The sequence below is a fragment of the Alterluteimonas muca genome, from assembly GCF_021191595.1.
GTDB lineage: Bacteria > Pseudomonadota > Gammaproteobacteria > Xanthomonadales > Xanthomonadaceae > Luteimonas > Luteimonas muca.
The window spans coordinates 148,379-175,343 of the sequence record NZ_JAIWPS010000001.1 but is presented as its reverse complement, the minus strand read 5'-3'; the positions used below and the strand labels follow the sequence as shown (position 1 = coordinate 175,343).

26 protein-coding genes and 1 pseudogene are annotated in these 26,965 nt (G+C 71.1%); 12 read left to right on the top strand and 15 right to left on the bottom strand.

The genetic code is table 11. From position 1 onward, the window contains the following. Window positions 1-63 precede the first annotated feature (63 nt). The 3 genes from LDO11_RS00820 (at window position 64) to bla (ending at window position 5,116) form a co-directional block, all read left to right on the top strand. The gene (locus tag LDO11_RS00820) at window positions 64-2,007 is read left to right on the top strand and encodes a lytic transglycosylase domain-containing protein (RefSeq protein ID WP_435574571.1); all 1,944 of its coding nucleotides are present in this window, start codon (window positions 64-66) and stop codon (window positions 2,005-2,007) included. 189 nt (window positions 2,008-2,196) lie between these two features. Further along, window positions 2,197-3,429, top strand: coding sequence for a multifunctional CCA addition/repair protein (locus tag LDO11_RS00815; protein ID WP_232139814.1), 1,233 nt, complete (start codon window positions 2,197-2,199; stop codon window positions 3,427-3,429). 814 nt (window positions 3,430-4,243) lie between these two features. Beyond that, complete coding sequence (gene bla / locus LDO11_RS00810; protein ID WP_232139812.1) at window positions 4,244-5,116, top strand: subclass B3 metallo-beta-lactamase; 873 nt, start codon at window positions 4,244-4,246, stop codon at window positions 5,114-5,116. A gap of 172 nt (window positions 5,117-5,288) precedes the next feature. Here the strand turns inward: bla and LDO11_RS00805 are convergent, their stop codons facing one another. The 4 genes from LDO11_RS00805 to LDO11_RS00790 form a co-directional block, all read right to left on the bottom strand. Further along, on the bottom strand, window positions 5,289-6,113 hold the full coding sequence (locus LDO11_RS00805; RefSeq protein WP_232140309.1) for a DUF72 domain-containing protein: 825 nt from the start codon (window positions 6,111-6,113) through the stop codon (window positions 5,289-5,291). A 183-nt stretch (window positions 6,114-6,296) separates the two neighbouring features. Further along, window positions 6,297-7,310, bottom strand: coding sequence for an aminoglycoside phosphotransferase family protein (locus LDO11_RS00800; protein ID WP_435574586.1), 1,014 nt, complete (start codon window positions 7,308-7,310; stop codon window positions 6,297-6,299). A gap of 171 nt (window positions 7,311-7,481) precedes the next feature. Beyond that, window positions 7,482-7,889 (bottom strand): VanZ family protein, encoded by a 408-nt coding sequence (locus LDO11_RS00795; RefSeq protein WP_232139809.1) that lies wholly within the window; start codon window positions 7,887-7,889, stop codon window positions 7,482-7,484. Next, entirely contained in the window at window positions 7,886-9,076 is a 1,191-nt protein-coding gene (locus LDO11_RS00790; RefSeq protein WP_232139807.1) for a class I SAM-dependent methyltransferase, read from the bottom strand. The genes LDO11_RS00795 and LDO11_RS00790 overlap by 4 nt, the downstream gene beginning before the upstream one ends. A gap of 100 nt (window positions 9,077-9,176) precedes the next feature. Here LDO11_RS00790 and LDO11_RS00785 point away from each other — a divergent pair, with 100 nt between their 5' ends. Beyond that, window positions 9,177-9,926 carry a pteridine reductase gene (locus tag LDO11_RS00785; protein ID WP_232139806.1) on the top strand — a complete coding sequence of 250 codons (750 nt, stop codon included), beginning with the start codon at window positions 9,177-9,179 and terminating at the stop codon, window positions 9,924-9,926. Between the two features lie 127 nt (window positions 9,927-10,053). On the opposite strand, the gene LDO11_RS00780 is transcribed toward LDO11_RS00785, so the two are convergent. The 5 genes from LDO11_RS00780 to tsaD form a co-directional block, all read right to left on the bottom strand. Beyond that, entirely contained in the window at window positions 10,054-10,887 is an 834-nt protein-coding gene (locus LDO11_RS00780) for a DUF6159 family protein (RefSeq protein ID WP_232139805.1), read from the bottom strand. Window positions 10,888-11,154: 267 nt separating this feature from the next. Then, the gene (gene folK, locus LDO11_RS00775; protein ID WP_343226070.1) at window positions 11,155-11,646 is read right to left on the bottom strand and encodes a 2-amino-4-hydroxy-6-hydroxymethyldihydropteridine diphosphokinase; all 492 of its coding nucleotides are present in this window, start codon (window positions 11,644-11,646) and stop codon (window positions 11,155-11,157) included. Window positions 11,647-11,703: 57 nt separating this feature from the next. Further along, a complete protein-coding gene (locus LDO11_RS00770; RefSeq protein WP_232139804.1) occupies window positions 11,704-13,026 on the bottom strand; it encodes a mechanosensitive ion channel family protein in 1,323 nt (440 codons plus the stop codon). Window positions 13,027-13,070: 44 nt separating this feature from the next. After that, window positions 13,071-13,427, bottom strand: coding sequence for a dihydroneopterin aldolase (folB, locus tag LDO11_RS00765; RefSeq protein WP_129134833.1), 357 nt, complete (start codon window positions 13,425-13,427; stop codon window positions 13,071-13,073). Between the two features lie 71 nt (window positions 13,428-13,498). Then, window positions 13,499-14,545, bottom strand: coding sequence for a tRNA (adenosine(37)-N6)-threonylcarbamoyltransferase complex transferase subunit TsaD (gene tsaD, locus LDO11_RS00760; protein ID WP_232139803.1), 1,047 nt, complete (start codon window positions 14,543-14,545; stop codon window positions 13,499-13,501). 203 nt (window positions 14,546-14,748) lie between these two features. Here tsaD and rpsU point away from each other — a divergent pair, with 203 nt between their 5' ends. The 6 genes from rpsU to LDO11_RS00730 all read left to right on the top strand — a co-directional run bounded on the left by rpsU (window position 14,749) and on the right by LDO11_RS00730 (window position 19,725). Next, window positions 14,749-14,964, top strand: coding sequence for a 30S ribosomal protein S21 (gene rpsU, locus LDO11_RS00755; protein ID WP_024889019.1), 216 nt, complete (start codon window positions 14,749-14,751; stop codon window positions 14,962-14,964). 151 nt (window positions 14,965-15,115) lie between these two features. Next, window positions 15,116-15,562, top strand: coding sequence for a GatB/YqeY domain-containing protein (locus LDO11_RS00750; protein ID WP_232139802.1), 447 nt, complete (start codon window positions 15,116-15,118; stop codon window positions 15,560-15,562). Beyond that, entirely contained in the window at window positions 15,562-16,053 is a 492-nt protein-coding gene (locus LDO11_RS00745; RefSeq protein ID WP_232139801.1) for a GNAT family N-acetyltransferase, read from the top strand. The genes LDO11_RS00750 and LDO11_RS00745 overlap by 1 nt, the downstream gene beginning before the upstream one ends. Window positions 16,054-16,149: 96 nt before the next feature. Beyond that, complete coding sequence (locus LDO11_RS00740) at window positions 16,150-17,148, top strand: YihY/virulence factor BrkB family protein (protein ID WP_232139799.1); 999 nt, start codon at window positions 16,150-16,152, stop codon at window positions 17,146-17,148. A gap of 87 nt (window positions 17,149-17,235) precedes the next feature. Further along, window positions 17,236-18,975, top strand: a complete 1,740-nt coding sequence (gene dnaG / locus LDO11_RS00735) for a DNA primase (protein WP_232139797.1) — start codon at window positions 17,236-17,238, stop codon at window positions 18,973-18,975. Window positions 18,976-19,173: 198 nt separating this feature from the next. Next, window positions 19,174-19,725, top strand: coding sequence for a cytochrome b (locus LDO11_RS00730; protein WP_232139795.1), 552 nt, complete (start codon window positions 19,174-19,176; stop codon window positions 19,723-19,725). A gap of 4 nt (window positions 19,726-19,729) precedes the next feature. Here LDO11_RS00730 and ligD read toward each other — a convergent pair. Beyond that, window positions 19,730-20,611: pseudogene (gene ligD, locus LDO11_RS00725) on the bottom strand (non-homologous end-joining DNA ligase); the annotation flags it as partial. A 33-nt stretch (window positions 20,612-20,644) separates the two neighbouring features. Then, the gene (gene ku, locus LDO11_RS00720) at window positions 20,645-21,601 is read right to left on the bottom strand and encodes a non-homologous end joining protein Ku (protein ID WP_129134825.1); all 957 of its coding nucleotides are present in this window, start codon (window positions 21,599-21,601) and stop codon (window positions 20,645-20,647) included. Window positions 21,602-21,767: 166 nt separating this feature from the next. On the opposite strand from ku, the gene LDO11_RS00715 reads away from it, so the two are divergent. Together LDO11_RS00715 and LDO11_RS00710 are read left to right on the top strand one after the other, a co-directional pair. Then, the gene (locus LDO11_RS00715) at window positions 21,768-23,021 is read left to right on the top strand and encodes a DNA/RNA non-specific endonuclease (protein WP_232139794.1); all 1,254 of its coding nucleotides are present in this window, start codon (window positions 21,768-21,770) and stop codon (window positions 23,019-23,021) included. 12 nt (window positions 23,022-23,033) lie between these two features. Next, the gene (locus LDO11_RS00710) at window positions 23,034-23,411 is read left to right on the top strand and encodes a hypothetical protein (RefSeq protein ID WP_232139793.1); all 378 of its coding nucleotides are present in this window, start codon (window positions 23,034-23,036) and stop codon (window positions 23,409-23,411) included. A gap of 1 nt (window position 23,412) precedes the next feature. On the opposite strand, the gene cyoE is transcribed toward LDO11_RS00710, so the two are convergent. From cyoE to LDO11_RS00690, 4 genes are read right to left on the bottom strand one after another with little or no spacing between them, the layout of a single operon-like run. Beyond that, window positions 23,413-24,321 carry a heme o synthase gene (cyoE, locus tag LDO11_RS00705; protein ID WP_232139792.1) on the bottom strand — a complete coding sequence of 303 codons (909 nt, stop codon included), beginning with the start codon at window positions 24,319-24,321 and terminating at the stop codon, window positions 23,413-23,415. A 1-nt stretch (window position 24,322) separates the two neighbouring features. Continuing rightward, on the bottom strand, window positions 24,323-25,579 hold the full coding sequence (locus LDO11_RS00700) for a COX15/CtaA family protein (protein ID WP_232139791.1): 1,257 nt from the start codon (window positions 25,577-25,579) through the stop codon (window positions 24,323-24,325). 49 nt (window positions 25,580-25,628) lie between these two features. Beyond that, window positions 25,629-26,201: a redox-active disulfide-containing membrane protein gene (locus tag LDO11_RS00695; protein WP_232139790.1), complete on the bottom strand. Its 573-nt coding sequence runs from the start codon at window positions 26,199-26,201 to the stop codon at window positions 25,629-25,631. Further along, window positions 26,198-26,920 carry an SURF1 family protein gene (locus LDO11_RS00690; protein ID WP_343226068.1) on the bottom strand — a complete coding sequence of 241 codons (723 nt, stop codon included), beginning with the start codon at window positions 26,918-26,920 and terminating at the stop codon, window positions 26,198-26,200. The genes LDO11_RS00695 and LDO11_RS00690 overlap by 4 nt, the downstream gene beginning before the upstream one ends. Window positions 26,921-26,965 lie beyond the last annotated feature (45 nt).

Genomic DNA, 26,965 nt, shown 5'->3' with positions numbered 1-26,965 from the left:
CACGCGACGGTGCGTGTGCGCGGCATCAACGCGCTTCATCGCGGCTTGGCTATAGTCCGGCGGATGTCGCGCATCCCATGTTTACGTCATCCGTCCCGTGTGCTCGCGCTCGTCCTGCTGGCACTGTCCGTCACCGCAACGCATGCGCAACCGGCCGGCGATGCCGGGCTGCGGGGCGCGTTCGCAGCCGCCGCGCGTGGCCAGACCGTACCGGCGCACATGAGCGGCCATCCGGCGTACGGCTGGGTGGAGTTCACCGCCCTGCGCCGCAATCTCGTCACCCTGCCCGCATCCCAGGCCGACGCCTTCATGCAGCGCTACCGCGGGCAGGCGGTGGCCGAGGTGTTCCGCGAGGAGTGGCTGCGTGCGCTGCACCGTCGCCAGGACTGGGCCGGGATCCGCGCCGCGTGGGCGCCCACCATCGGCAACACCGCGCTGCGTTGCATCGAACTCGATGCCCGCCAGCGCCTGGGCGCGGCGGATGCCCGCTGGGACCAGGAGGTGGCAGCGATCTGGACCAGCAGCGGCAACTCGCTGCCCGACGAGTGCGATGCGCCGTTCGCGGCCGCCACCACGCGCGGCAGCCTGACCCCCGCGCTGCGCTGGCAGCGGCTGGAACTGGCCGCCGCGGAATGGAACCCGGCGGTGATGCGCAGCGCCGCAGCCGGGCTGTCCGGGGGCGAACGTGCGCTGGCCGAGGACTATGCCGCCTTCGTACAGGCGCCGCACAACCGTGCGCTGCTGTGGCCGAAGACACCACGCAGCCGGGCGGTGGCTTCGCACGGGCTGGCGAAACTGGGGCGCGAGGACCCGGACGCCGCCGAGGCGCGACTGCCCGCACTCGCCCAGGCGCTGGGTTTCGACGACAGCGAACGCGGGCGCGTGCTGCACCAGATCGCGCTGTGGACGGTCGCGTCCTACCTGCCGCGTTCGGCCGAACGGCTTGCGGCAGTACCGCTGACCGCCTACGACGAGCGCCTGCACGAATGGCAGGTGCGCGAGGCGATCACCCGCTCCGACTGGAAAACCGCGCTCGCCGCGATCCAGCGCATGCCGCCGACGCAACGCAATGATTCGCGCTGGACCTATTTCGCCGGGCGCATGCACGAACTGCTGGGCGAGGCGCAGGCCGCACGCACGCAGCTCACGCGCGCCGCGCGCGAGGCCACCTTCCATGGTTTCCTGGCCGCCGACCGCCTGGGGCAGCCGTACGCGCTGTGCCCCCTGGAACTGCCTGCAGACGCCGCCGTGCGCGCGCGCGTCGCCAACCGCCCGGAGATGGTGCGCGCGATGGCGCTGTTCGGCGCCGACCGCCCCGGCTGGGCGACGCGCGAATGGAACGCCGCGCTGGAGACCTTCAGCGATGCCGAGCGTCGCATCGCGGTGGCGGTGGCGCAGGACCACGGCTGGTTCGACCGCGCGGTGTTCTCGCTCGGCCGGCAGCCCGAGGAGACCCGCTATTACACGCTGCGCTTCCCCCTGCACCATGACGACCTGATCCGCGCAGAGGCGCGCCGCCACAACCTCGACCCGGCGTGGATCGCGGCCGAGATCCGCGCCGAGAGCACCTTCAACCCGCGCGCGCGTTCGCCCGCCGATGCACGCGGGCTGATGCAGGTGATCCCCGCCACCGGGCAGGCGGTGGCGCGGCGCCTGGGCGAGCCCTGGGGCGGCGCGGAGAGCCTCTACGACGCGGCAGTGTCGATCCGCCTGGGCACCGCCTACCTGCGCGAGATGAAGGAGCGCTATGGCCTGCCCTATGTCGCCATCGCCGCCTACAACGCCGGCCCCGCGCCGACGCGACGCTGGATGGAACAGCGCCCGGGCATGGACCCCGACCTGTGGATCGAGACCATCAGCTACCGCGAGACGCGCGAGTACGTGGCGCGCGTGCTGGCCTTCAGCGTGATCTACGACTGGCGGCTGCATGGCGCGGCGGTGCCGGTCAGCGAGCGCATGCAGGGTCGCGTGGACGCACCGCGCAAGCCGTTCGCGTGCCCGGCCTGAGCCATGCGATCGGCGGTAGCGCGCTTGCGCGCGAAGGAGCCTGCCGGAGAGCGACGTCGCTGCGAGAGGCCCGCACCCAGTGCTGCTCGCACAGGCTGCGCGCAGGCGCCCTGCGGGCCATGACCCGATCGCCCCGGTCGGGGCCATCGCCTAAGCTGTCGACCCGTTGAACGACCGGCACGCCAGGTGATGAAGACCTACCTCGTCGGCGGCGCGGTGCGCGACCGCCTGCTGGGATTGCCACCGGGCGATCGCGACTTCGTCGTCGTCGGCAGCACGCCCGAAGCCATGGAGGCCGCGGGCTTCCGCCCGGTGGGGCGTGATTTCCCGGTGTTCCTGCATCCCGATACCGCTGAGGAACATGCGCTGGCGCGCACCGAGCGCAAGTCCGGGCGCGGCTATCGCGGTTTCGTGGTGCAGGCCGACGCATCGGTGACGCTGGAGCAGGACCTCGAACGCCGCGACTTCACCATCAACGCGATCGCCGAGGATGCCGACGGCAGACTGGTGGATCCGTTCGGCGGCGCGCGCGACCTCGAGGCGCGGGTGCTGCGCCATGTCGGCCCGGCGTTCGTCGAGGATCCTCTGCGGGTACTGCGCGCGGCGCGCTTCATGGCGCGCTTCGCACCGCTGGGTTTCCGCGTGGCCGGGGAGACCCTGGCGCTCATGCGCGAAATGGCCGCCGGCGGCGAGCTTGCCGACCTGGTGCCCGAGCGCGTGTGGCAGGAACTGTCGCGTGCGCTCGCCTACGCACAGCCGTCCGCCTTCCTGCAGACGCTGCGCGACAGCGGCGCGCTCGCGGTGGTGCTGCCGGAGGTGGATGCGCTGTACGGCGTGCCTCAGCGCGCGGAATACCACCCCGAGATCGACACCGGCGTCCACACCGGGATGGTCTGCGACATGGCGGCGCAGCTTGCACCGGGGGATGCGGTGGTCGGGTTCGCGGCGATGACCCACGATCTCGGCAAGGCACTGACGCCGCCGGCGGAATGGCCGAAGCACATCGGCCACGAGCAGCGCGGGGTGAAACCGCTGCTGGGCCTGTGCGAGCGACTCAAGGTACCGTCCGCGCATCGCGAGCTGGCGGTGATGGCCTGCCGCGAGCACCTCAACGTGCATCGCCTGTTCGAGCTGCGCGACCGCACCGTGCATACGCTGCTGGAGCGGTGCGATGCATTCCGCAAGCCGGAGCGCATCGCCCGGCTGGCCACCGTCTGCGAGGCCGACAAGCGCGGCCGCCTGGGCCTGGAAGACGTGCCCTACCCGCAGGCGGGCGAACTGCTGCGCCTGCTGGACGCCGCCCGCGCGGTGCAGGCGCGCGACGTGGTGCGCGAGGGCATGACCGGACCCGCGATCGGCGAGGCCCTGGCGCGGGCCCGGGTCGCCGCGATCGGGCATGCGCGTGCACCGTCGCCAGCGTAGCGGGCGGCACCGCCGGGTCGGTCCCGATGCCGCCGGACCAATCACTGCCGGGCTGCTTCCGGGCTTTCTCGCGATCGATGGAACATCGGTCCGGGTCGCGCACCTACGGCGACAGGGCATGCCCAGCCGGATATTTCCGCGTCCTGCTCCCACTGGCGTGGCGTCTTCCGGATCTTCTCCCGATCGAACGGGGCATCCGTGATGTCCCGGTAGCCCACCGCGGACGCAGGGGGATGTCCAGCCGGATATCTCCGCGTCCTGCTCCCACATCCGGCCGCCGGCCATCCATGGCCGGCTCTGGACATCCCCCTGCATCCACGGCGGGCCCGACCTGTCGTCGAGACGGGACGAAGATCAAGATCAACGACAACAAACGCGTGTTCGATTCAAGGTGACTCCGCCGGATCCTGCTCCTGACAATTCCCGCCGGAGCCGGCGACTGCCAGCGCCCGTCGCGTGCACCGGGGGGTGTGCTCCCAGCCGGCCATGGATGGCCGGCGGCCGGCCGTGGTAGCCGGACGCGGACTCCGGCCGGGGGAGCACGCCCCCCGGTGTGCGCGACGGGCAGCGCGGGCCACAACGGAGCGGCCCGAGCCGCCTCGCAGCCTTGCGGAAGCACCATCTCCCGAGCGAACGCCAGCGCCTCCGCATCGGGCGGCCGCGTCCAGACGCCTCCAGACGACGCATGGAAGTCGCTTCTCGGAAGATCCCTGCGGGCCTGGTGTCGCGAATCTCCAACCGTTCCCGGGATTGGCGACAGCAGTGCGCCGGTCGGCACACTGTGCACCTGACCCCGGCTCGGACCGATACACCCATGACCCTGCACCGCCTGTTCCCCGCATTCGCCTGCATCGCCCTGCTCGCACCCGCCAGTGCGCACGCGGCCGATCCCTTGCCGCAGCTGCGTGCGTACGAGGTGCGCGAGGCCTGGCGGAAGCCGCTCGCGCCGGTGCGCATCGCGCAGAACACCTGGCAGATCGGTACCGCCGGCCTGAGCGCGCTGCTGGTGACCGGCAACGACGGCGCGATCCTCATCGACGGCGGCATGCCGCAGGCCGCCGACCACCTGCTGGCCAACATCGCCGCGCTGGGGCTGCAGCCGACGGACGTGAAGTGGATCGTGCACAGCCAGGCGCACGCGGACCATGTCGGCCCGCTGGCTGCGGTCAAGCGCACCACTGGCGCGCGCGTGGCCAGCAATGCCGAGTCGGCCGCGCTGCTGGCACGTGGCGGCGCCGATGACCTGCATTTCGGCGACGGCATGCTCTATCACCCGCTGCAGGTCGACCGCCTGTTGCAGGACGGCGAAACCCTCACGCTCGGCGGACTGCAGCTGCAGGTGCATTTCACCCCCGGCCACACACCCGGCAGCATGAGCTGGAGCTGGACCGACATCGGCAGCGACGGCGCGCCGGTACGCATCGTCTACGCCGACAGCCTGAGCGCACCCGGCTACCGGCTGGTCGGCAACCCGCGCTACCCGCGCATCGTCGAGGACTTCCGCCGCAGCATCGCCACCCTGCGTGCCCTGCCCTGCGACCTGCTGCTGACACCGCACCCGGAAGCCAGCGGCTGGCGCTATGACGCCACCCCCGCACGCGAGCGCGAACTCGACTGCCGCGGCTATGCGGACGCCGCCGGGGCCGCCCTCGACGCGCGGATCAACGAGGAACGCGCAGCGCGCTGAGGACGGCAAAGCCGCCAACCGATAGCGGCTGTACCGGACAGCGGAATCGATACGCCCATCGCGATGCGTCCAGCTTGTCCCGGCGACGGCGTGGGCCATGCCACCTGGCCCCGACACGCGCGGCGCGTCCGGGATGATGCGGTCGCGCACGCGACCTGCCGGATCGGCGCTGCTACAGCCGCTTCTGCAGCGCCATGGCCGCGGCGGGGTTGCGCGCCTTGGCCGCGCCGATGAAGAACACGAACACCTCGCGCGGCGACGCCTTGCGCTTCACGGCCGGCTCGACCCGCGGCAGGTCGTCGGGTTCCCCGCCGGCGGCCCAGGTGCGTGCGCGCTGCGCCCAGGCGTCGAGCTCGGCATCGGGATAGCCGGTGGCCACCTCGTCGCGGCTGTGCATCAGCCGCGCATAGACGAAGTCGCCGGTGATGTCGGCGAACGACGGATACGCCGGTGAATCGGTGAACACCGTAGCCACGCCCTGGTCGCGCGCGAGTGCCAGGTACTCCGCGCACATGAAGTCCGGGTTGCGCACCTCCAGCACATGCCGCAATAGCCTGCCGTCGAGCGTGCGCGGCAGCAGGTCGAGGAAGGCGGCGAGATCGTCGCGGTCGAACGCACGCCGCGGCGCCAGCTGCCACAGCAGCGGGCCCAGCCGGTCACCCAGCTCGGCGATGCCGCCGTGGATGAAGCCGTCGATGCGTGCGCCGGTCTCCGCCAGCCGGCGTGATTCGACGATCTGCTTGGGTGCCTTCAGCGCGAACAGGAAGCCTTCCGGGGTTTCCGAGCGCCAGCGCGCGAACGTGGCCGGCTTCTGCGGCCCGTAGAACGTACCGTTGATCTCGATCGCGGTGACCTGGCGGCTGGCGAATTCCAGCTCGCGCCGCTGCACCAGGCCCTTCGGATAGAAGTTGTCGCGCCAGGGCACGAAGGTCCAGCCACCCATGCCGGTGCGGATGCCGTGCTTCGGCTGCGGGATGTTGCTGAAGAGATCGACCATCGTGGCCTCGCTACGGGCGTGTGTCGTCACGGACGATCGCGCACGGCCGGTGGCGGTGTCGTGCAGGGCGCCCGCGGCGGGGCCCGTTGCGCCGCAGGGCAAGGTGCACGTACCGGGCTCACGGTTACCGCGGACCGGCGGGCGACCCACCCACAGGGCCTGCGCGGAATGCTGCCCCGCGGATTATGCGGACCTTGTTGCGCCGGCCAGCCGCGGCCGCACATGGCGGTCGAGCAGCACGCCCAGCGGTGCGAGTTCCGGATACTGCGGGATCACCACGTCGAGATAGCCGAGGAAGCGCGGTGCGTCGACCAGGTATTTCGGCTTGCCATCGCGGTGGTGCAGCCGCGCGAAGATCCCCATGACCTTGAGGTGGCGCTGCACGCCGGTCAGCGCCGCATCGCGAAGGAAGCGTTCGCGCGCGGGCACCGGGAGGCCGGCGGCCAGCGCGCGCGCGTGGTAGCGCGCCAGCCAGCCTTCCACACGCGCTTCCGGCCAGCTGTGGAAGGCATCGCGCAGCAGGCATACCGGGTCGTAGGCGACGGGCCCGCGCACCGCATCCTGGAAATCGAGCACCGCCACGCCGTCGGCCACCGGCATCAGGTTGCGCAGCATGTAGTCGCGGTGCACCAGCACCTGCGGCTGCGCCAGCATCGCGTCGACCAGCAGCGCCTTCACCCCGTCGAGCGCGGCGCGTTCGTCGGCATCGAGCTCAACGCCGAGGTGGCGGCCGAGGAACCAGTCGTCGAGCAGCGCGAGTTCGCGCAGCAGCATCGGCGCGTCGTAGGCCGGCAGGTGCGCGGGCGGCGCGACCGCCTGCACGCGCAGCAGCTGGTCGAACGCGGCCTCCATCAGCGCATCGGCATCCAGCCGCGCCAGCGCCTGCAGGCAGGTGTCGCCGCCGAGGTCTTCCAGCAGCAGGAAGCCGGCGTCGACATCGCGCGCATCGACGCGCGGCACGCGCACACCGCCGGCGTCGAGCAGGTCACGCACCTCGAGCCACGGCCGCACGTCCTCGAGGTCGGGCGGCGAATCCATGACGATGCGGCCGGGGCCCGCGCCCCGGGTGCGCCAGTAGCTGCGGAAGCCCGCATCCATCGATGCGCGCTGCAGCTCCAGCGCCGGTTCACCGGTGGCCGCGCGCGCCCAGGCCAGTCGCTGCGTGGCGCGCAGCGCGTCGGGGATGGCGTGGACGATGGCGGGTGCGTGCATGGGGGGACAGGCGGCTGCAGGGGCGCGCAGCGTAGCAAGTCCGCGCGATCGCGGATGGGCGGGCGGACGCCCGGCGCGCCATGCGCAACCCGGGGTGCATCGCTGATGGCGGGCGACCTCGTGCCGCTGGTCCCCCGGCCGGCGCAAGCAGCCCGGCTAGCGACGCCCGCCGTCGAACCGCAGCAGCGCATCGCGCCATGGCGTCAGCCGCGTTGCCAGCCCGGCGATGACGCCCAGGGTGTTGGCGAGTGCGTCGGCCGGATCCCCCACCCGGGTCGCGGTCAGCGCGCCCTGCGCGTATTCGATGCCGACGCCCAGCAGCACCAGGCCGATCCCGGCACCCAGCAGTGACGCCCAGCGCGCGTACAGCTGCACCGCGCCGATCGCCAGCACTGCATAGGCGAGGAAGTGGCCGAGCTTGTCGCTGTTGTCGACCGGCGGCAGCGGCGGCGCCGGCGACAGTGACGCCACCAGTACCGTGGCGATCGCCGCGATCCACAGCCCCGCCCACAGCCACGGGCGGCGGAACGGTTTCAGCGGGCGGCCCGGGCGCAGCCGGCTCACAGCCGGTGGCTCAGGTCACCGGCGAGGAAAGCGTGGTCGAGGTCGACGTCGCGGGCGAAACCCATCACCTGGAAGCGCTCGCCCATCGCGTCGGGATGGGTCAGCTGCTTGACCTCCTGGCGCAGCCGGTAGCGCGCGGCCTCGTCGCCGGCCTCCGCCTCGAGGTCGACCAGCAGGCGGTCGATGCCGTTGCCGAGCAGGAAGCTGGCCTGGTTGCAGTAGCCGGCGAAATCGAAGCCGGCCCCGGTGCCCGCCTCGGCCAGCGCAGTGAAATCCACCGACGCGGTGAGGTCCTGCAATCCCGGACGTGCCAGCACATCGCTGCCCACGCGGTGGCGGCTGAACGCGCGCAGGGTGCCGTCGCGGCGCTCGGGGCGGTAGTAGTCGCGGCGCGCGTGGCCGTAGTCCACGAACAGCATCGCGCCGGCATCCAGCCCGCCGATCACCGCCTGGATCCAGTACGGCAGTTGCGGCAGCAGTTCGGAGCGGTAGCCCTCGGCGAACGGGGTGTCCAGCTGGCGTTCGACATGGCGCACGGCCGCGGCGAGCAGCGCATCCGCCGGGCGGTCGGTGATGGCGAATGCGCCGTCCGCATCGACCGTGACGTGCTCTTCGAAGACTTCACCGTCGCGGATGGTGAAGCGCGGTGTTGGCAGCGCGTCGATCACCTCGTTGGCGAACAGCACGCCGCGCCACGGCTCCTGCAGCGGGCCGTCGAGCCAGGCCACGCGCGCGAATGCCTCGGCAGGCAGCACGCGCTGCAGGTGGTCGCGCTGGCGCTCGCGCAGGTCCGCGCTGGGCTCGAGGATGGCGTAGCGCGCGGGCAGCGTGTCGAGCGCGACCAGGCGACGGATCGCGTGTTCGGCGAAACGGCCGCTGCCGCCGCCGATCTCGACGAACTGGGCATCGGCGCCGAGCTGGCGCAGTACCGGTGCCAGCGCCTCGGCCACCGCCCCGGCGAACAGCGTGCCCAGTTCCGGTGCGGTGACGAAATCGCCCTCGGCGCCGAACTTGGCCATGCCGGCGCTGTAATACCCCAGGCCGGGCGTGTACAGCGCCAGCTCCATGAAGCGGTAGAACGGGATCGCACGGCCCGGCGTGGCGTGGATCTCGTCGCGGATCAGTGCCTGCAGCCGGGCGCTGAGCGCGAGGGCGGCGTCGGGCAGGTGGGCGTGCAGGTCTGGCATCGGCTGGCTTCACGAAGGCGGGCTACAGGATAAGCGAGGCCGCCTGCACGCCCGCCGGACGGGCGGTTATGGTGTCGGGCCGTCGCCGCTGCCGATCGCCATGACCGACCGCCCCGCCCCCGTCGCCCTCGTCACCGGCAGCGCGCACCGCCTCGGCAATGCGATCGCCCGGCGCCTGCATGCGGCCGGCTACGACCTCGCCCTGCACTACCGCAGCCAGCGGCCGGAGCTGGACACGCTGCTGGCCGACCTGGAAGCCGCACGTGCGGGCAGCACGCTCGCGCTGCAGGCGGAACTGGCCGACACCGACCGCCTGCCCGCGCTGGTCGAGAAGACAGTGGCGCGCTTCGGTCGCCTCGATGCGCTGGTCAACAACGCCTCGTCCTACTTCGCCACGCCGCTGGGCGTGGCCACCACAGGCGACTGGGACCGGCTGTTCGCGAGCAACGCGCAGGCGCCGTTCTTCCTCGCCCAGGCGGCGGCACCGCACCTGCGCGCGGCGCGCGGCGCGATCGTCAACATGACCGACATCTACGCCCGCCATCCGCGCGCCGACCATGCGCTGTACTGCATGGCCAAGGCGGCGCTGGAAGCGGCCACGCGTTCGCTGGCGCTCGATCTCGCGCCCGAGGTGCGGGTCAACAGTGTCGCCCCCGGCGCCATCCTCTGGGGCGACAGTGCCGGCGACGACGACCCCGCACGCCAGCAGTCGATGCTCGCGCGCACGCCGCTGGCGCGCACCGGCACCCCCGACGAGGTCGCCGGCGCGGTGCTGTGGTTGCTGCGCGACGCGACCTACCTGACCGGCGAGAGCCTGCGCGTGGACGGCGGGCGGCTGGTCGCTGGCTGAGGCCGCGGCCTGCGAAGCCAGGCCCGCGGTTGATGCGCGGGAACCACCTGCCGCGCGCGGCCGGTGGGAGCGGCCTTCATCGCGATCTGCCAGCCACGCGCGACGCGCGGCCCGCCGGCGCAGACACTCAGCCGCGCGCGCGGAACGCCTGCTCCAGGACTGCCGGCTGGAAGCCAGCGGGCGCATCGCCGGTGTTGGCATAGCGGTAGAGCACCGCCGAATACACGCCGCCCAGCGCCGATTGCACCACGCCCAGCAGCAGCACCGCGATCGCGAACAGCCCGCCCACCAGGATCGCCAGGCCCAGCCAGGCCTTGGCCGCCAGCACCGTCAGCGCGATGCCGGCAACGATGGTGACCGTGCTGATCAGGCCGAACGCCGCACCGATGCCGACGTTGCCGATGGCGTTCTCGCCCCAGGTGCGCTTGAGCAGGCGCACGCTTTCCTTCAGCGCATCGATCGGGCCGACATCGCGGCTGACCAAGACGGGCACGACCAGGAACGTGGCCAGGGTCCACGCCGCGCCGAGCAGGCCGCCGAACAGGCGGACGAGGATGTTGCCCTCGCGGTTGCGCAGCGACTGCAGCAGCACGCCCACGGTCGCGGCGATCGCCGCATAGCCCAGGATCGCCGGCAGTCGCGCGCGGGCCGCGCGCAGGCCGTCGCCAAGTCCGGGGTCGCCGCCATCGAGCCGGATCATCGCCGCCGCCACCAGCGCGCAATTGAAGAAGATGATCACGCTGTACTGGCAGAAGTAGAACAGCAGCCCGACCGCGATCGCGCCGAAGCCCCAGCTGCCGGAGAAGCCACCGAACACCGACATCGGCAGCAGGAACGTCGCCAGCACCACCAGCGTGCACATGCCCGAGATCACCGGGAACAGCATCAGCTCCTTGTCGGAACGCAGCACTGCCGCGCTCGCCTTCACCAGCGCCCAGCTGCGCTGAAACTTCTCCAGCATGGCCCACCTCCATCTGTCGACGTACGGAAATCCTGCGCCGGTGCCGCCAGCACGGGCAAGCGCCGGAAGTCACCAGGACGATGACGCGCGGGCGATGTGACCGCGATCAGCCGCGTGTCCGCGACATCGCGCGGACACGCGCAGGCTGCAGCCCGCGCCCGCATGCACACACGCCCTGTCCCGCGCCCCCGCCGGCCGCGTATACGGATGCGGCCTGGGCCTATCCGGCTGCGGCGAGCGCAACGCCCGCCACGCGCGGCGTACCGTTCATGCGGGCAGCACCACCGGTTCCATCGCCAGCCCGCGTTCGGACGAGTCGTCCCACAGCGCGGCCAGCGTGCGCCCGCTCACCGGCTCGACGATATCCGGCGCGATTTCCGCCAGCGGCCGCAGCACGAAGGCGTGTCGCAGGTCCGCCCTCGGCAGCCGCAGCCGCCCAGGCCCGTCGATCACCAGGTCGTCGAACAGCACGATGTCGATGTCGATGTTGCGGTTGCCGTAACGCGGCCCACTGCGGTCGCGGCCGTGCGCATCCTCCAGTGCATGCAGCCAGGCGTCGAGCGCGTGCACGTCGAGCGTGGTGCGCAGGACGGCGGCGGCGTTGACGAAATCCGGGCCGTCGAAGCCCACCGCGCGGGTGCGGTAGAACGCCGAGAACCGCAGCTCGCCGAACTCCGCACGCAGCGCCTTCACCGCAGCGGCGAGGTGGCGCTCGGGGTCGACATTGCTGCCGAGGCTCAGACAGGCGGTATGCGGCATGGGGGCGCTCCGGATCGGGGCGCCATGATCGCGCAGCGGCGGCGCGGGCGCGATGCCTCAGCGGTCCCCGGCTGCATCCAGCGGGGGTTGCGCCGGCGCGAACGCCCGCGCCGGCCGTGCCGCATCACCGTCACCGTCGAGCTGGCGCAGCCGCACTTCCACCGCGGCATCGCTGTGGGCCTGGAACACGCTCAGCCCGAACTCCGGAAGGATCGCCAGCAGATGGTCGAAGATGTCGGACTGGATGCCCTCGTAGACGGCCCAGCGGGTGTCGGCGGTGAAGCAGTAGATCTCCAGCGGCAGCCCGGCCTCGGTCGGTTGCAGCTGCCGGACCAGCAGGGTGAGCTCCTGGTTGATGCCTGAGTGATGGCGCAGGTAGTGCTCGACATAGGCACGGAAGGTCCCGAGGTTGGTCACCCGGCGATGGTTGACCGGCTCGGCGCCGCGCTCGGCCAACGCCGCGTTCCATTCGCGAAGCTCACGGTCCTTGCGATCCAGATACTCGTCGAGCAGCACGAAACGACGGAAGCGGGCGATCTCGTCGGGCTCCAGGAAGCGCACGCTGCGCTGGTCGATATGCAGCGCGCGCTTGATCCGGCGCCCGCCGCCTTCGGACATGTGGCGCCAGTTCTTGAACGAATCCGAGACCAGCTTCTTGGTCGGCACGGTGGTGACCGTGCGGTCCCAGTTGCGCACGGTGACCGTGTGCAGGGCGATGTCGATGACGTCGCCGTCGGCGTTCTGGCTCGGCATCTCGATCCAGTCGCCGATGCGCACGCGGCCGTCGTTGCTGATCTGCACGCTGGCCACCAGCGACAGGATGGTGTCCTGGAAGATCAGCATCAGCACCGCGGTCATCGCGCCGAGGCCGGTGACGATGTGCAGGAACTCCGCGCCGATCAGCGTCGCCACCACCGAGATGCCGACCAGCACGAACATGATGATCTTGACGACCTGGAAGTAACCCTTGATCGGCCGGTTGTGCGCGTCGGGGCGCCGCTCGTAGGTCCGGTTGATGGCGTCGAGCACCTTCGACACCGCCAGCGCGATGGTCACCACCACGAACACCTGGCACAGCGCCTTGACCACATCGACCAGCTGCGGCGGCAGGTCGGGCACCACCGAGATGCCGGCCGAGATCACCAGTGCCGGCACCACGTTGGCCAGCCGCGGGATCACCTGCAGGCGCACCTGCTGGTCGTGCTGCGCGCCGCCCAGCGCGGTGCGCTGCAGCAGCTGTCCCAGGCCGCGCAGCAGGATCCGCTTGGTGAGGAAATTGGCCAGCCAGGCCAGCAGCAGCAGGCCGGCGAGCACGGTCACGGTGTAGGCCCACGGGTACGGCGCAAGCGCGTCGTTGAGGCGTTCGAGCTGGGATTGCATGGGGTCGGGTCCTCCGGGGTGCGCCGGCACCGGAAGTCCCTGTATCAGGCCTGCCGGCTGCGTTCGATGATGACGCCGACCGCGCGCGCACCACGCACCGCACCCGGCTTGCTGAGCTTCAAGCGTAACCAGTCGACCTTGAACTCATCGAGCACGATCGCCGCACACCGTTCCGCCAGGGTTTCCACCAGCCCGAATTCCGAGGCCTGCACGTACGCGATCAGCCGCTTGCTGACCGCCTTGTAGTTGAGCGTGTGGGTGATGTCGTCACTGGCGGCGGGCACGCGGTTGTCGAAGCCCATCTCGAGGTCGAACACCAGCGTCTGCCGGATCCGCCGTTCCCAGTCGTAGATGCCGATGAGCGCCTCGATCTCGAGGCCTTCGATGAAGACTTTGTCCATGGCGGCGTGCGTCGAACGGCTGCGGGGATGGCCGCACAGCTTAGCCGCTGCACGCGCCGTCCCTGCCCGGCTCAGGCCGCCAGTGGCGACAGCGTCGCCATGTCCCAGCGCGGGACCGCGCGCACGCTGGCGTCGTCGTACTGGCCCGCTGCCAGGCGCAGAGCCCCGGCAAACGCGATCATCGCGCCGTTGTCGGTGCACAGCGCCGGACGCGGGAAGCAGGCACGGCCGCCGCGTTGCGCGCACATCGCGGTGAGGCGTTCGCGCAGGCGGCGGTTGGCACCGACGCCGCCGGCGACCACCAGGGTGTCGCTGCCGGCGGCATCGAGCGCGCGCGCGCACTTGATCGCCAGCGTGTCCACCACCGCGTCCTCGAAGCCGCGCGCGATGTCGGCGCGGGTGGCATCGGTCTGGTCGCTGTCGCGCCAGGCCAGCAGCACCTGGGTCTTGAGGCCGCTGAAACTGAAATCGAGCCCGGGGCGGTCGGTCATCGGCCGCGAGAAGCGGTACGCGCCGGGGGTGCCGGGCGCCTTGTCGGATTGCGCGGCCAGCGCCGCGAGCTGCGGCCCGCCGGGATACGGCAGCCCCATCAGCTTGGCGGTCTTGTCGAAGGCTTCGCCGGCGGCGTCGTCGAGCGTCTCGCCGAGCAGGCGGTAGCGGCCGATCGCCTCCACCGCCACCAGCTGGGTGTGCCCGCCGGACACAAGCAGGGCGACGAACGGCGGCGCCGGGGGATCGTCCTCGATCAGCGGCGCCAGCAGATGGCCTTCCATGTGGTGCACGCCGATCGCCGGGATGTCGAGCGCCCAGGCCAGCGAGCGCGCCACGCCGGCGCCGACCAGCAATGCGCCCACCAGCCCGGGGCCGGCGGTATAGGCCACGCCATCGAGGTCGGCAGGCGTCATCCCGGCCTGCGCCAGCGTCTCGCGGATCAGCGGCACCAGCTTGCGCACGTGGTCGCGGCTGGCCAGTTCCGGCACCACGCCGCCGTATTCGGCATGCAGCGCGATCTGGCTGTACAGCGCCTGCGCCCTGAGCGCCGCGGCACCGTCAAGGGCGGTGTCGTAGACCGCAACGCCGGTCTCGTCGCAGGAGGTTTCGATGCCGAGCACGCGCATGGGGTCAGGTCCGGGTCGGTCGGCCAGCGGGGGCCGGGAGGCGGATCAGGCCCGATCACGCCGGATTGCAGGCCCATCTTGCAGGCGGCCACGCAGGCCCGGTATCATACGCGGCTCTCCCGCCGGGGTGGCGTGCCTATGCGCCCCGCGACGGCCGGGATGCCGGCCCCGCCGGCCGGTCACCCACTTTCCCAGAGATCCCTATGCCAAGCGTCAAAGTCCGCGAAAACGAGCCGTTCGAGTTTGCCCTCCGCCGCTTCAAGCGTACCTGCGAGAAGGCCGGTGTGCTGGCCGAAACGCGCAAGCGCGAGTACTACGAGAAGCCGACGCAGGAGCGCAAGCGCAAGGCCGCAGCCGCGGTGAAGCGCCAGGCCCGTCGCGTGTCGCGCGACGTCACCAAGCGCCAGCGCCTGTACTGAGTCGTCGGCTGCCGGTCGCGGCGCGGTCTTCCGCGCGCACCGGCCGCTGCCAGAAGCCGGCACGCGCAAGCGTGACCGGCTTTTCTGCGTTCCTGCCGCCCACACCCGGCGCGGCCGCCCCCTGCCCCCGATGCCCGATGGAGCCCCGCCCATGACCCTCAAGCAACGACTCACCGACGACATGAAGGCCGCGATGAAGTCCGGCGACAAGGCCAGCCTCGGCGTGATCCGGCTGATCAACGCCGCGATCAAGCAGCGCGAGGTGGACGAGCGCATCGAGCTCGACGACGCCGCGGTGCTCGCGGTGCTGGAGAAGATGGTCAAGCAGCGCAAGGACTCGGTGACCCAGTACGAGGCCGCCGCCCGCGAGGACCTCGCCGCGATCGAGCGCGCCGAGATCGTGGTCATCGAACGCTACCTGCCGGAGAAGCTCGGCGAGGCGGAGATCCTGGCCGCGATCGATGCCGCCATCGCGCAGACCGGTGCCGCCGGCCCCGCCGACATGGGCAAGCTGATGGGCGTGCTGAAGCCGCAGCTGGCCGGCCAGGCCGACATGGGCGAGGTCTCGAAGCTGGTCAAGCAGAAGCTGGCCGGTTGATGGCGGCCGACGCCGCCAGCCTGCGCCCCGCCACGCGCGCCGACGTCGGCCTGCTGCTGGCCTTCATCCACGAGCTCGGCGACTTCGAACGCCTGGCCCACGAGGTGGTCGTCGATGAAGCTGTGCTGGCCGACAGCCTGTTCGGCGCACGCCCGGCGGCGGAAGCGGTGATCGCCGAAGTCGACGGCGAGGCGGCGGGCTTCGCGCTGTTCTTCCACAACTTCTCGACCTTCCATGGCCGCCGCGGCCTGTACCTGGAAGACCTCTACGTGCGCCCGGCCTTCCGTGCGCGCGGCATCGGCCGCCAGCTGATGCGCCATCTCGCGCGCACCGCGGTCGAGCGCGGCTGCGCACGTTTCGAATGGTCCGTGCTGGACTGGAACACCGACGCGATCGCGTTCTATCGCGAGCTGGGTGCGGTGGGCCTCGACGGCTGGACGGTCCAGCGCGTCGACGGCGACGCCCTGCAGCGACTGGCCGCCGCGGCCTGACGGGGTCAGGGCACGCGCCCCGGTGCGTGCGCACCTACACGGCGCACGCACGCGCGTCCTTGGCATCCTCGCGGCGACGTCGCTTTCCCGGTCGCCATGTCCGACACCCGCGCGAAGTTCAAACGCCAGTTCGAGCGCCTGCAGCACAGCCTGCCGGTGGCGCTGGCGCGGCGCTTCATCGAGATCGACCTGCTCACCCAGGCGGCATCGCTGTCGTTCTTCGCGCTGCTGTCGCTGGCGCCGCTGCTGGTGCTGCTGCTGTGGCTGGCGGCCTCGCTGTACCCGGAAGCGCAGGACCAGCTGATCGAACAGCTCGGCGCGATCGCCGGCAGCAGCGCGCAGGAAGTCGCCGGCACGGTGCTGCGCAACGCCCGCGAGCAGCCGGACATCGGCTCGCTGGCCGGGCTGTGGAGCACGCTGCTGCTGTTCATCGGCGCCACCACGGTGTTCGCGCGCCTGCAGGGCACGCTCAACCTGATCTTCCACACCAGCGGGCAGACGCTCGGCGGCATCGTCGCGTTCCTGCGCAAGCGGGTGTTCTCGTTCGGCGTGGTGTTCGCGCTCGGCTTCCTGGTGATCGTGTCGACGGTGCTGTCGGCGGTCATCGAATGGGTGTTCGCCGGCGTGCCCAGCCTGCTGCCGCTGATGGGCATCGTCATCTCGCTGGCGATCTACGCCTTCGCGTTCGCGCTGCTCTACCACTACCTGCCCGATCGCCGGGTGCGCTGGCAGCAGGCGTTCCTGGGCGGGCTGATCACCGCCGCGCTGTTCATGCTCGGGCGCTGGGCCATCGGCATGTACATGGCGCGCGCGGCGCCCGGCAGCGCCTACGGGTCGATGGGTACGCTGGTGATCCTGCTGGTATGGATGTACTACGCGGCGATGGTGTTCTTCGTCGGCGCACTGATCACCGCGGTCATCGACGAACGCGCGCAGATCCGCTGCGGGGAGATGCCGCCCGAGCACGAGGACTGCTGGCCCGAGGACGCGGCGCGGCGCGGCGAACAGGCCGAGCCGCAGGTGTACCCGACGACGCTGGCGGTCGAACCGGGCGCGAGGCCGCCCGTTGCTTCGCCGCCGGATCGCACGCCGTAGCCGCGGCACCGCCGCTGGGCTGCTGCGGCATGGGGACAGCGACCGCCGCAGGCCGGTGATCCGGGGGCGGCGGCATACACTAGCGCGATGGCCCGCATCCCCGACGCGTTCATCGACGACCTGCTCGCGCGCACCGATATCGTCGAGGTGGTGGGGGCGCGGGTGCCGCTCAAGCGCAAGGGCCGCGAGTTCTCGGCACCGTGTCCGTTCCACGACGAGCGCACGCCCTCGTTCTACGTGTCGCCGGTCAAGCAGTTCTACCACTGCTTCGGCTGCGGCGCGCACGGCACCGCGATCAGCTTCCTGATGAACTACGACCGCCTCGAGTTCCTCGACGCGGTCGAGGAACTGGCGCGTGCGGCCAACATGGAGATCCCGCGCGACGAGCGCGCGCGCACCCCCGACGACGACAGCCGCGGCGTCTACGACGCGCTGGAGGCCGCCGCCCGCCACTACCGCAACGCGCTGGCCGCAAGCCCGGCCGCGCAGGCCTATCTCGATGCGCGCGGCGTGGACCTGGAGATCCGCGAGCTGTTCGGGATCGGCTATGCGCCGGAGGGTTTCTCCGCGCTCAAGGACGCCCTGGGCACCGACGAGCGCCGGCTGAAGCTGCTCGAGCGTGCCGGCCTGCTGTCGAAGAACGACCGCGGCCACACCTATGACAAGTTCCGCGACCGGGTGATGTTCCCGATCGCCGACCGCCGCGGCCGCACGATCGCCTTCGGCGGCCGCGTCCTCAAGGCCGACGACGGCCCGAAGTACCTCAACTCGCCGGAGACCGCGCTGTTCCACAAGGGCCGTGAACTGTACGGCCTGTGGCAGGTGCGCCAGGCGCAGCAGAAGATCGCGCGGCTGATCGTGGTCGAGGGCTATATGGACGTGGTCGCGCTGTTCCAGCACGGCCTGCGCGAGGCGGTGGCCACGCTCGGCACCGCGACCACCGCCGACCACGCGGAGCTGCTGTTCCGCAACGCGCCCGACGTCTACTTCTGCTTCGACGGCGACGCCGCCGGCCGCCGCGCCGCATCCAAGGCGATGGAATCCGTGTTGCCACGCATGCGCGATGGCCGCCAGGCGTTCTTCCTGTTCCTGCCCGAAGGCGAGGACCCGGATTCGATCGTGCGCAGCCAGGGCACCGCGGGCTTCGAGGCGCGCCTGCGCGAGGCGGTGCCGCTGTCGCAGTTCTTCTTCGACCAGTTCTCCGAAGGCGTCAATCTCGCAACGCTCGACGGCAAGGCACGGCTGGCCGAACGCACGCAACCGCTGCTGGCGCAGATCCCCGATGGCGCCTTCGCCGACCTGATGCGCCAGCACCTGGTCACCGTCACCGGTGTCGGCGCGCGGCCCGACGCGGCGGCCGCACAGGCGCCACCGCGACGCATGCGCAGCAGCCGCGGCGTGCCCGCCCCGAAGCGCAGCCTGGTGCGCACCGCGATCACCCTGCTGCTGCAGCGCCCCGCCCTGGCGCTCGACACTCCCGACCAGGCACAGCTGGCCGGCCTGCGCCAACCGGGCGTGCCGTTGCTGGTGGAGCTGATCGACCTGGTGCATGCGCGGCCGGACATCAGCACCGGCATGCTGCTGCAGCAATTCGAAGGCCGCGACGAAGCCACGTCACTGCACAAGCTCGCTGCCAGCGACGTGCCCGGCGATATCGAATCCTGGCGACAGGAATTCGCAGGCGCGGTGTCGCAGCTGATCAGGCAGACCAGGCAGCAGCGGGTCGACGACCTGATGCTCAAGTGGCGCGAAGGTGGCTCGCCCTCGGCGTTGAACGCGGAGGAGCATGCCGAACTCCGGGAGCTGCAGCAGTCGATCCGCAACTAGCAGCCCTGCCATGTCGGCATGCGGCCACGGTGGCGGCATCGTCCGCTTCGCGACCGGCAGGTCGCGGGATGGGCCGGTGGCGGAGCGGCCTGTGGCCGCCAGCCATGTTTGACATGCCTGCGCCGGCACGCTGAACTGCGCGGCCGCCCGACTCGCTCATCAACGCCGCGTCCCGCGCGCCGCACCACAGGAATCCGCATGTCCCGCTGGCTCGACTCCCCGCTCCGCTATGGCCTGGTCTCGCGCCTGCTGCACTGGTCGATGGCGGCGCTGCTGTTGTGGCAGTTCGCCAGCATGGCGGTGAAGAACATCGTCGGCCGGCATCCGTTGACCGCGTTCATGGTCGGCAGCCACAAACCCGTCGGCACCCTGCTGATGCTGCTGGTGCTGCTGCGTGGTGCGTGGGGGCTGTCGCAATGGGCACGGCGCCCGCCGCATCCGCGCACGCTGATCGGCCGTGGCGCCACCGCAGGCCACGCCGTGCTGTACGCCTTGATGGCGTACGTGCCGGCCGTCGCGCTGCTGCGCGAGGCCGGTTCCGGACGCGGCTTCGCGCCGTTCGGCATCCCGCTGTTCCCGGCCACCGGCCAGAAGATCGAATGGATGCTGGCGCCGGCCAACCTGTCGCACGGCGTGCTGGCCTGGACGCTGTGCGCGCTGGTCGCCGGCCATGTGCTGATGGTGGCCCTGCACCAGGTGTGGTGGCGCGATGGCACCCTGGCACGCATGGCCGGGCCGCTGCAGCGCTGAGCCCTCAGTCGACTGTTGCGTCCGGCAACGCCTGGTCGCAGGCGTCCTGCCAGCCCGGCCATTCCTCGCCGCGCAACGCCGATGCACGCCGCAGCGCGCGGCGGAGGTCGTAGGCGTCGCCGGCCCCCACCCGGCCGAGTTCCTCCCAGCGCACCGGCATCGCCACCCCGGCGCTTTCGCGCGCACGCAATGACCAGCTCGACACACTGGTCTGCCCGCGGGCGTTGCGCAGCCAGTCGATGAAGATCACGCCGTCTCGCTTTGCCTTGCTGGCGGTGGCGACGTAGCGGTCCGGGCGCTGCTGCGCCATCGTATCGGCCAGTGACTCGCAGAAGCCGCGCGCCTCGTCCCAGGACGGGCCGGGGCGAATCGGCACCACCACGTGCACGCCCTTGCCGCCGGACAGCCGCGCGAAGCCCTGCAGGCCCATGTCGGCCAGCCGCCTGCGCACGTCGCGCGCGGCGGCAGTCACCGCCTTCCAGTCGACGCCGGGCCCGGGGTCGAGATCGAACACCAGACGGTCCGGGTGCTCGAGGTCATTGCCGAGGCTGCCCCACGGGTGCAGCTCGAGGGTGTTCATCTGCACCAGCTCGAGCAGGCCTTCGACGCTGTCGATGGCGACATAGCAGGCCTCGTCGCCATCCTTCTCGCGCAGCGGGATCGCGCGGACCGCACCGCCCAGCGCGCGGGCGTGGTGCTTCTGGAAGAAACACTGGCCGCCCACGCCGCCGGGGCAACGCAGCAGCGACAGCGGGCGTCCACCGACATCCGCGAGCACGCGATCGGCCACCGCGCGGTAGTAGTCGGCAACCTCGCGTTTGGTGATGCCCGCACGCGGATAGACCACGCGATCCGGGCTGGTCAGCCGCGGTGATGCGGCGGCTTCGTCGCGGTCGGCCTTGCCACGGGCAGCCACCGGTCAGGCCCGCTTGCGCGCGGCCGACTTCTTCGCCGGCGCCTTCTTTGCGGCGGCCTTCTTCGCAGCGGCCTTGCGCGCGGCCTTCTTCGGCGCCGGCTCGGCCGCGGCTTTCTTCGCCGGTGCCTTGGAGGGCGCCGCCTTGCGCGCGGGCGTGCGCCGGTTGCGGTCGATGCTCTGCTGCAGCAGTTCCATGAAGTCGACCACGTTGGTGGCGGCATGCTCGCCCACCGGGGAATCGGCATCCTCGTGCTTCTCGACCACGCCGTTGGCCTCCATGCGCTTGCGGATCGCCAGCTGCAGGCGCTCGCGGAAATCGTCGGTGTACTGGCTGGGATCCCACGGCGCGGCCATGGTTTCGATCAGCTGCTCGGAGAACGCCTGCTCCTTCTCGGTGATGCGGAAGCCCTTGGCATCGGCCTCGGGCAGGCTGTACTCACCGATGTCCACCAGCTCCTGCGGGAACCGCATCATGATCAGCAGCAGGGCTTCGCCGCGCGGCATCACCGCGCACAGGTGCTCGCGGGTGCGGATCACCACCCGCGCGATCCCGGCCTTGCCGGTGCGCGTCAGCGCCTCGCGCAGCAGCACATAGCCCTTCTCGGCCTTCTTCGCCGGCACCAGCACATAGGGCTTCTCGAAGTACTGCGGGCTGATGTCGCAGGCCTCGACGAAGGTGTCGACATCGATCGAATCGCGGCTTTCAGGGGCGGCGGCCTGGATGTCCTCCGGCTCCAGCACCACGTAGCTGTCCTTGTCGTATTCGTAGGCCTTGACGATGTCCTTCCACGGCACCTCCTCGCCGGTGTCGGCATTGACGCGCTCGTAGCGCACGCGCGCGTTGTTGCGCGAATCGAGCATGCGGAACGACAGGTCGGTCTTGCGCTCGCCGGCCATCAGCGAGACGGGGATGTTGAGCAGCCCGAACGACAGGGTGCCGCTCCAGATCGGTCTGGCCATGGGTGCTCCGGGTGTGCCGCGAAGGGACATCGAGTCTCCGGCCGCCGCCGTGAGCCGTATGTCAACCGGCCGCCGGCACCTCGGGTGCCCCCCAATGTCGGGCGGATGGCCGACTGGATAGGCTTTGCGAAGCCGGCGCACGGGCGCCGCCCACGGGCTTTGCCGCATGACCATCGATGCTTCGCGCCTTCCCGGGCCATCGCTGCCTGATTGGCTATCGGGCCTGGCCGCCAGGCTGCAGCCGCCTGCCGGCCGCTTCGGCGCCGACGTGCTGGCCGCGCAGGGCCACGATGTCGGGTTCGAACACGATCCGGCATCCACCCGCATCTCCAACGAGACCAGCGCCGGCCAGCGCAGCCGCTGGGAAGCGAGCACGGAGGTGTCGGTGGCGGTGGCCGGCCAGCACGACGCACCGGTGCGCGTGCACTACCGGGCCGACATGCCGCGCAATGCCGCGACCCCGGCCGCGATGCAGGCGATCAACCCGCTCGATCCCGGCACCTGGCCACCCGGTACCCGCGTCGAACTGGCCGGTGGCGACCATGCCGGTACGCCGTTCGAGGCGACCTTCCGCGCACTCGCCGATGCCAATGGCGTCGACTCGATCGACGACGTGCGCCTGGTGATGGTCAAGACCACCGAAACCAGGGCACGCCCGGTGGCGGAACTGCGGGTGATGTCCGGGCCGGCCAGCGTGTTCGATGCACCGACCGCGCACGGCCCCGGCTCGCCGGTGCTCGACCGCGAGGACTTCAGCGTGCACACGCTGGTGCAGCGCGACCCCGGCCATCCCGACCAGCGCGCGGCACTCAACCACCTGCTGGTCTCGGGCACGCTGCCCGACGGCACCGTCGGCGTCGTCGAAACCGTTTCGCCCGGCAGCATCAACGCGCTGGTCAGCGATGTCGCCAGCGGCGAGGTCAACGACGTCACCTGGACCTTCGACGACCAGGGCCGGCCCTTGCAGGCCGAGGGCACGCTGACCTGGCTGCCCGGCAGCGGCAGCATGCGCGACACCGACAGCGTGGAGAACCGCGCACAGTCGGGCTTCCGCGTCGACAACGGCCTCGACCGCAGCGAGCACACCGGACACATCTTCGCCTACCGCTTCGTGCACGGGCACGGCGCGGTGAACATGTTCCCGCAGAACGGCAACTTCAATACCGGCGCCTATGCACGGCTGGAACAGGAATGGGCCGACTGGCTCGATGCCGGCATGGATGTCGACATCCGCGTGGAACTCGCACCGGCCGGCGCGCTGCGCCCGGACCAGGTGGTGGTCGAGTATTCGGTCACCGATCCGGAGAGCGGCAAGGTGGTGTACGACCCGTCCACCACGGTGTTCGAGAACGCCGCAGGCCAGGTGTTCGACAGCCTGTCGCGTGCGGAGATCGGCCGGCTGGTCGCGGATATCGCCTGATATCCTCGGCCGATGGACAACAACGCCCGCATCATGGAGATCGGCCGGCTGGTCGCGACCGATCGCAATGTCGACGCCGCGCCGTGGGACGGCTATGCGCTGATCGTCGTCCATGCCGGGGAGAGCCGGACGCTCGCGGGCTTCCGCTACCGCGACGGCGCTGCGCCGGAGGCAGCAACCCCCGAGGCAACCGCGCAGCTGGGTGAACAGATCGACGCGCTGCGTGCCGGCACCATGGTGTCCGGCAAGGCGCCGTGGAACGCCTGTGTGGTGAGGATCCGCCGCGACACCGGCCGTATCACCGTCGACTTCGATTACGACGCGCCCACCCGGTGGGAGATCCGCCCGGACACGCTCGACGCGGTTGCGGAGCGTGCGCGGCCGGAGTGAATCAGCCGATCCGCTCGAACCCGATCAGCGGTGACGGCGCCAGCCACGGCTGCAGCCAGTGGTCGACCAGCAGGAACGCGAAAAGCGCCATCAGGTAGACGATGGAGTAGTTGAAGACCCGCATCGCGAAGAATTCATCGGGCGGATCCAGCAGCTTCCAGGCGTACCAGAGGAACACCACGCCCAGCACCAGCGCACCGCCGAGATAGAACAGCCCGCTCATGCCGGTCGCCCAGGGCAGCACCGTCGCCACCAGCAGCAGCACCGTGTAGAACAGGATCTGCCAGCGCGTGTAGGTCACGCCGTGGGTCACCGGCAACATCGGGATCAGCGCGCGTGCGTAGTCCTCGCGGCGGAAGATCGCCAGCGCCCAGAAGTGCGGCGGCGTCCACACGAAGATGATCAGCACCAGCAGCAGCGCATGCGGATCCAGCGTGCCGCTGATGGCCGCCCAGCCCAGCGCCGGCGGCGCCGCGCCGGCAAGCCCGCCAATGACGATGTTCTGCGGGGTCGCGCGCTTGAGGAAGCCGGTGTAGATGATCGCGTAGCCGATCAGCGCGAAGAAGGTGAGCACCGCGGTCAGCGTGTTGACCAGCAGCACCAGGATCAGCATCGAGGCCACGCCCAGCGCGATCGCGAACAGCAGCACCTGCACCGGACGCAGGGTGCCGCTGGGCAGCGGCCGGTGCGCGGTGCGCGCCATGATGCGGTCGATGCGCTGGTCGATCAGGTGGTTGATCGCGGCGGCCGAGGAGGCCGCCAGCCAGATGCCCAGCAGCCCGAACAGGCTTTCGCGCAGCGGCGGCAGGCCCGGCACGGCCAGGAACATGCCCACCAGCGCGGTGAACACCAGCAGCGCCACCACGCGCGGCTTGGTCAGCTCCCAGTACTGGCCGAACGCCGCCGCCATGTCAGTCCACCGCCACGCGCGTGGCGCCCGCGCCCACGTCGCGCACCCGCGCCAGCAGCGACACCAGCACGAACAGCAGCAGCGCCGCGCCGGCGTTGTGCATCACCGCCACCGGCAGCGGCAGCGCCAGCTTGACGTTGAGGATGCCCAGCAGCACCTGCGCCACCGCCAGCAGCGCCAGCAGCGTGCCCCAGCCGCGCAGGCCGGGCAGGCGCAGCAGCCGCACCGCGGCGGCGATCAGCGCCACGAAGGCGACGATCGCGAACAGGCGGTGCGCCATCTGGATCGCGATGCGCGCGCCGCCGTCGAGGATGCCGCCCTCGTAGTCGACGCCGATGCCACGCCACAGCACGAAGCCCTCGCGGAAATCGGCAGGCGGCCACCATTGGCCCACGCACTTCGGGAAATCGATGTAGTGGGCGCTGCCGGTGGTCCAGCCGCCGCCACCGCAGGCGAGCGCCGCGTAGTTGGCGCTCACCCATCCGCCCAGCGCGATCTGCAGCGCCAGTACCGCCAGTGCCACCCACAGCAGTACCCGCAGGGCGTGCGCGCCGGCCAGGCGGATGGGCAGGTGCGTCGCACGCCACGCCATCCAGGTCAGCAGCGAGAACGTCAGCAGGCCGCCGAGCAGGTGGCCCATCACGATCACGGGCTTGAGCAGCAGGGTGACCGTCCATTTGCCGAGCAGCGCCTGGAAGATGATCACCGCAAGCGTGAGCACCGCAGCGCGCGCGAGATCGACATTGCTCCAGCGCAGTGCCGCCAGCAGCAGGATCGCCTCGCCGGCACCGGCCAGGGCGAACGCGGCGCCGATGTGCCCGTACATGTAGGCCGGGATCGCCGCGGCCACCAGCGCGGACGCGCCGAGCACATGGACGATGCCATGCGGCCGACGCCGTGCGGCCAGCAGCGCCATCACCAGCACCAGCACGCCAAGGATCGCGGCGATATGGCGGTGCACCTGCTCGCGCCAGGCCTTGTGGGTTTCCAGCGGGCGGATGTCGGTGGCCGCGTGCCCCGCGACTTCCTCGGGCGCCTTCGGCCACGCCGCGCGGCCATAGCAGGTCGGCCAGTCCGGGCAGCTCAGGCCGGCGTCGGACAGGCGCACGAACGCACCGAACACCACCACCACCAGCGTCAGCGCCACCGCGAACCAGGCGATGCGGTGGAAGTGCCGGTGCAGGCTCGGCTTCGACGCGGCCGGACGCGCCGGCCGGGACGGCGGAGGTGTGGGCGCGGAGCCTGTGGAAGGAGTCATCGGGTCGTGGGTCGTCATCGGTCCGGGGTGCCGGGCATGCGGCCGCGGGCTACTTCAGCTTGAGCAGGCGTGCCATGTCGGTACGCAGGTGCCCCGCATCGAACCCGGGAGCGTAGCGCAGTATGACGAACCCGTTCGGATCGATCACATAGACCGGCACCCCGGCCGGGTCCTCGTTGCGCGCGAGGCCGGCGCGGAATGTATCGTCCTCGGCCAGCACATGCAGCGCGCGCGAACGCGGGGCCGCAGGGGGTGGCTCGCCCATCCACAGGATGTGGACGCGGTCGGCCTCGCGCCCGAACAGCTGCCAGACCTTGTCGAGATCGCCGGAGAGGCGCACGCACTCGGCGACGCAGTGCGGCGGCGGTGCCACCGCGATCCGCCAGGTGCGCTCCACCGGCTGCCACTCGTACGGCCTGCCATCGGCGGTGGCCAGTGCGACCGCGCGCAGGTCGCCGGGCGGCTGCAGCAACTCGCCATGGTTGCGCATGCCCTGCGGCTGCCAGCCGGCGAAGCGCAACGCACCCGCCACCAGCGCGCTGCCGAGAAAGATCACGACGACCACGATCAGCAGCGCGCGGTTGCGGTTGCGCTGCCCGCGCGACACGGGAGTGGGATTCATCGGGATTTCCTGCGGAAGGTCAGCAGCAGTGCGGTCACCAGCACCGCCAGGGCCAGGCCGAACCACTGCACCGCGTAACCGAGGTGGCGTTCCGGCGGGAGGGTGTTGGCCAGCAGCTCGAGGTCGCGCGGATAGCCGCCTTCGAGCGTCGGGTCGGCGCGCAGCACGCGTGCGGCCAGGGTGGGGAGGCCGAGTGCCGCTGCGATTGCCTCCGGGTCCAGCGCCATCACCAGCAGGCTGCCGTCGGCCTGGGGCTGGATCGCCGGTGCCGCCAGCCCGGCGGCAGGCGGCGGCGCCAGCAGCCCCTGCACATGCGACCAGTCCGGGGCCGGCCCGATCGCCGGGATGGTCCGGTCCGGCGGCACCGGCAGCCAGCCGAGGTCCACCAGCACCGGCGCACGCCCGTGCTCGGGCAGGAATGCGCGATACACGCGCAACCCCGGGCGCCCGCCACGTTGCTGGTTGTCGAGCAGCACCGCCGGGGTATCGGCGAAGCGCCCGGTGCCCGCGGCCCATTCGTGTGCACGGCCGCGCTGCGCGTCCGCCGCCGCATCCAGCGACTGCGGGTCGCGCGACGACAGCGCCTTCGCGGCGGAGTCCAGCATCGCCTGCTTCGCGTCCTGCCGTCCCAGCTGCCAGCTGCCCAGCATGGAGAACAGCGCGATCAGCACCAGCGCCAGCGCCCAGCCCAGAACCGGCGTGGCCCGTGAGCGGCTCACCCGCTGCTCCGCGACGGCTGCAATAATCCACTCATGCGCAGCCTG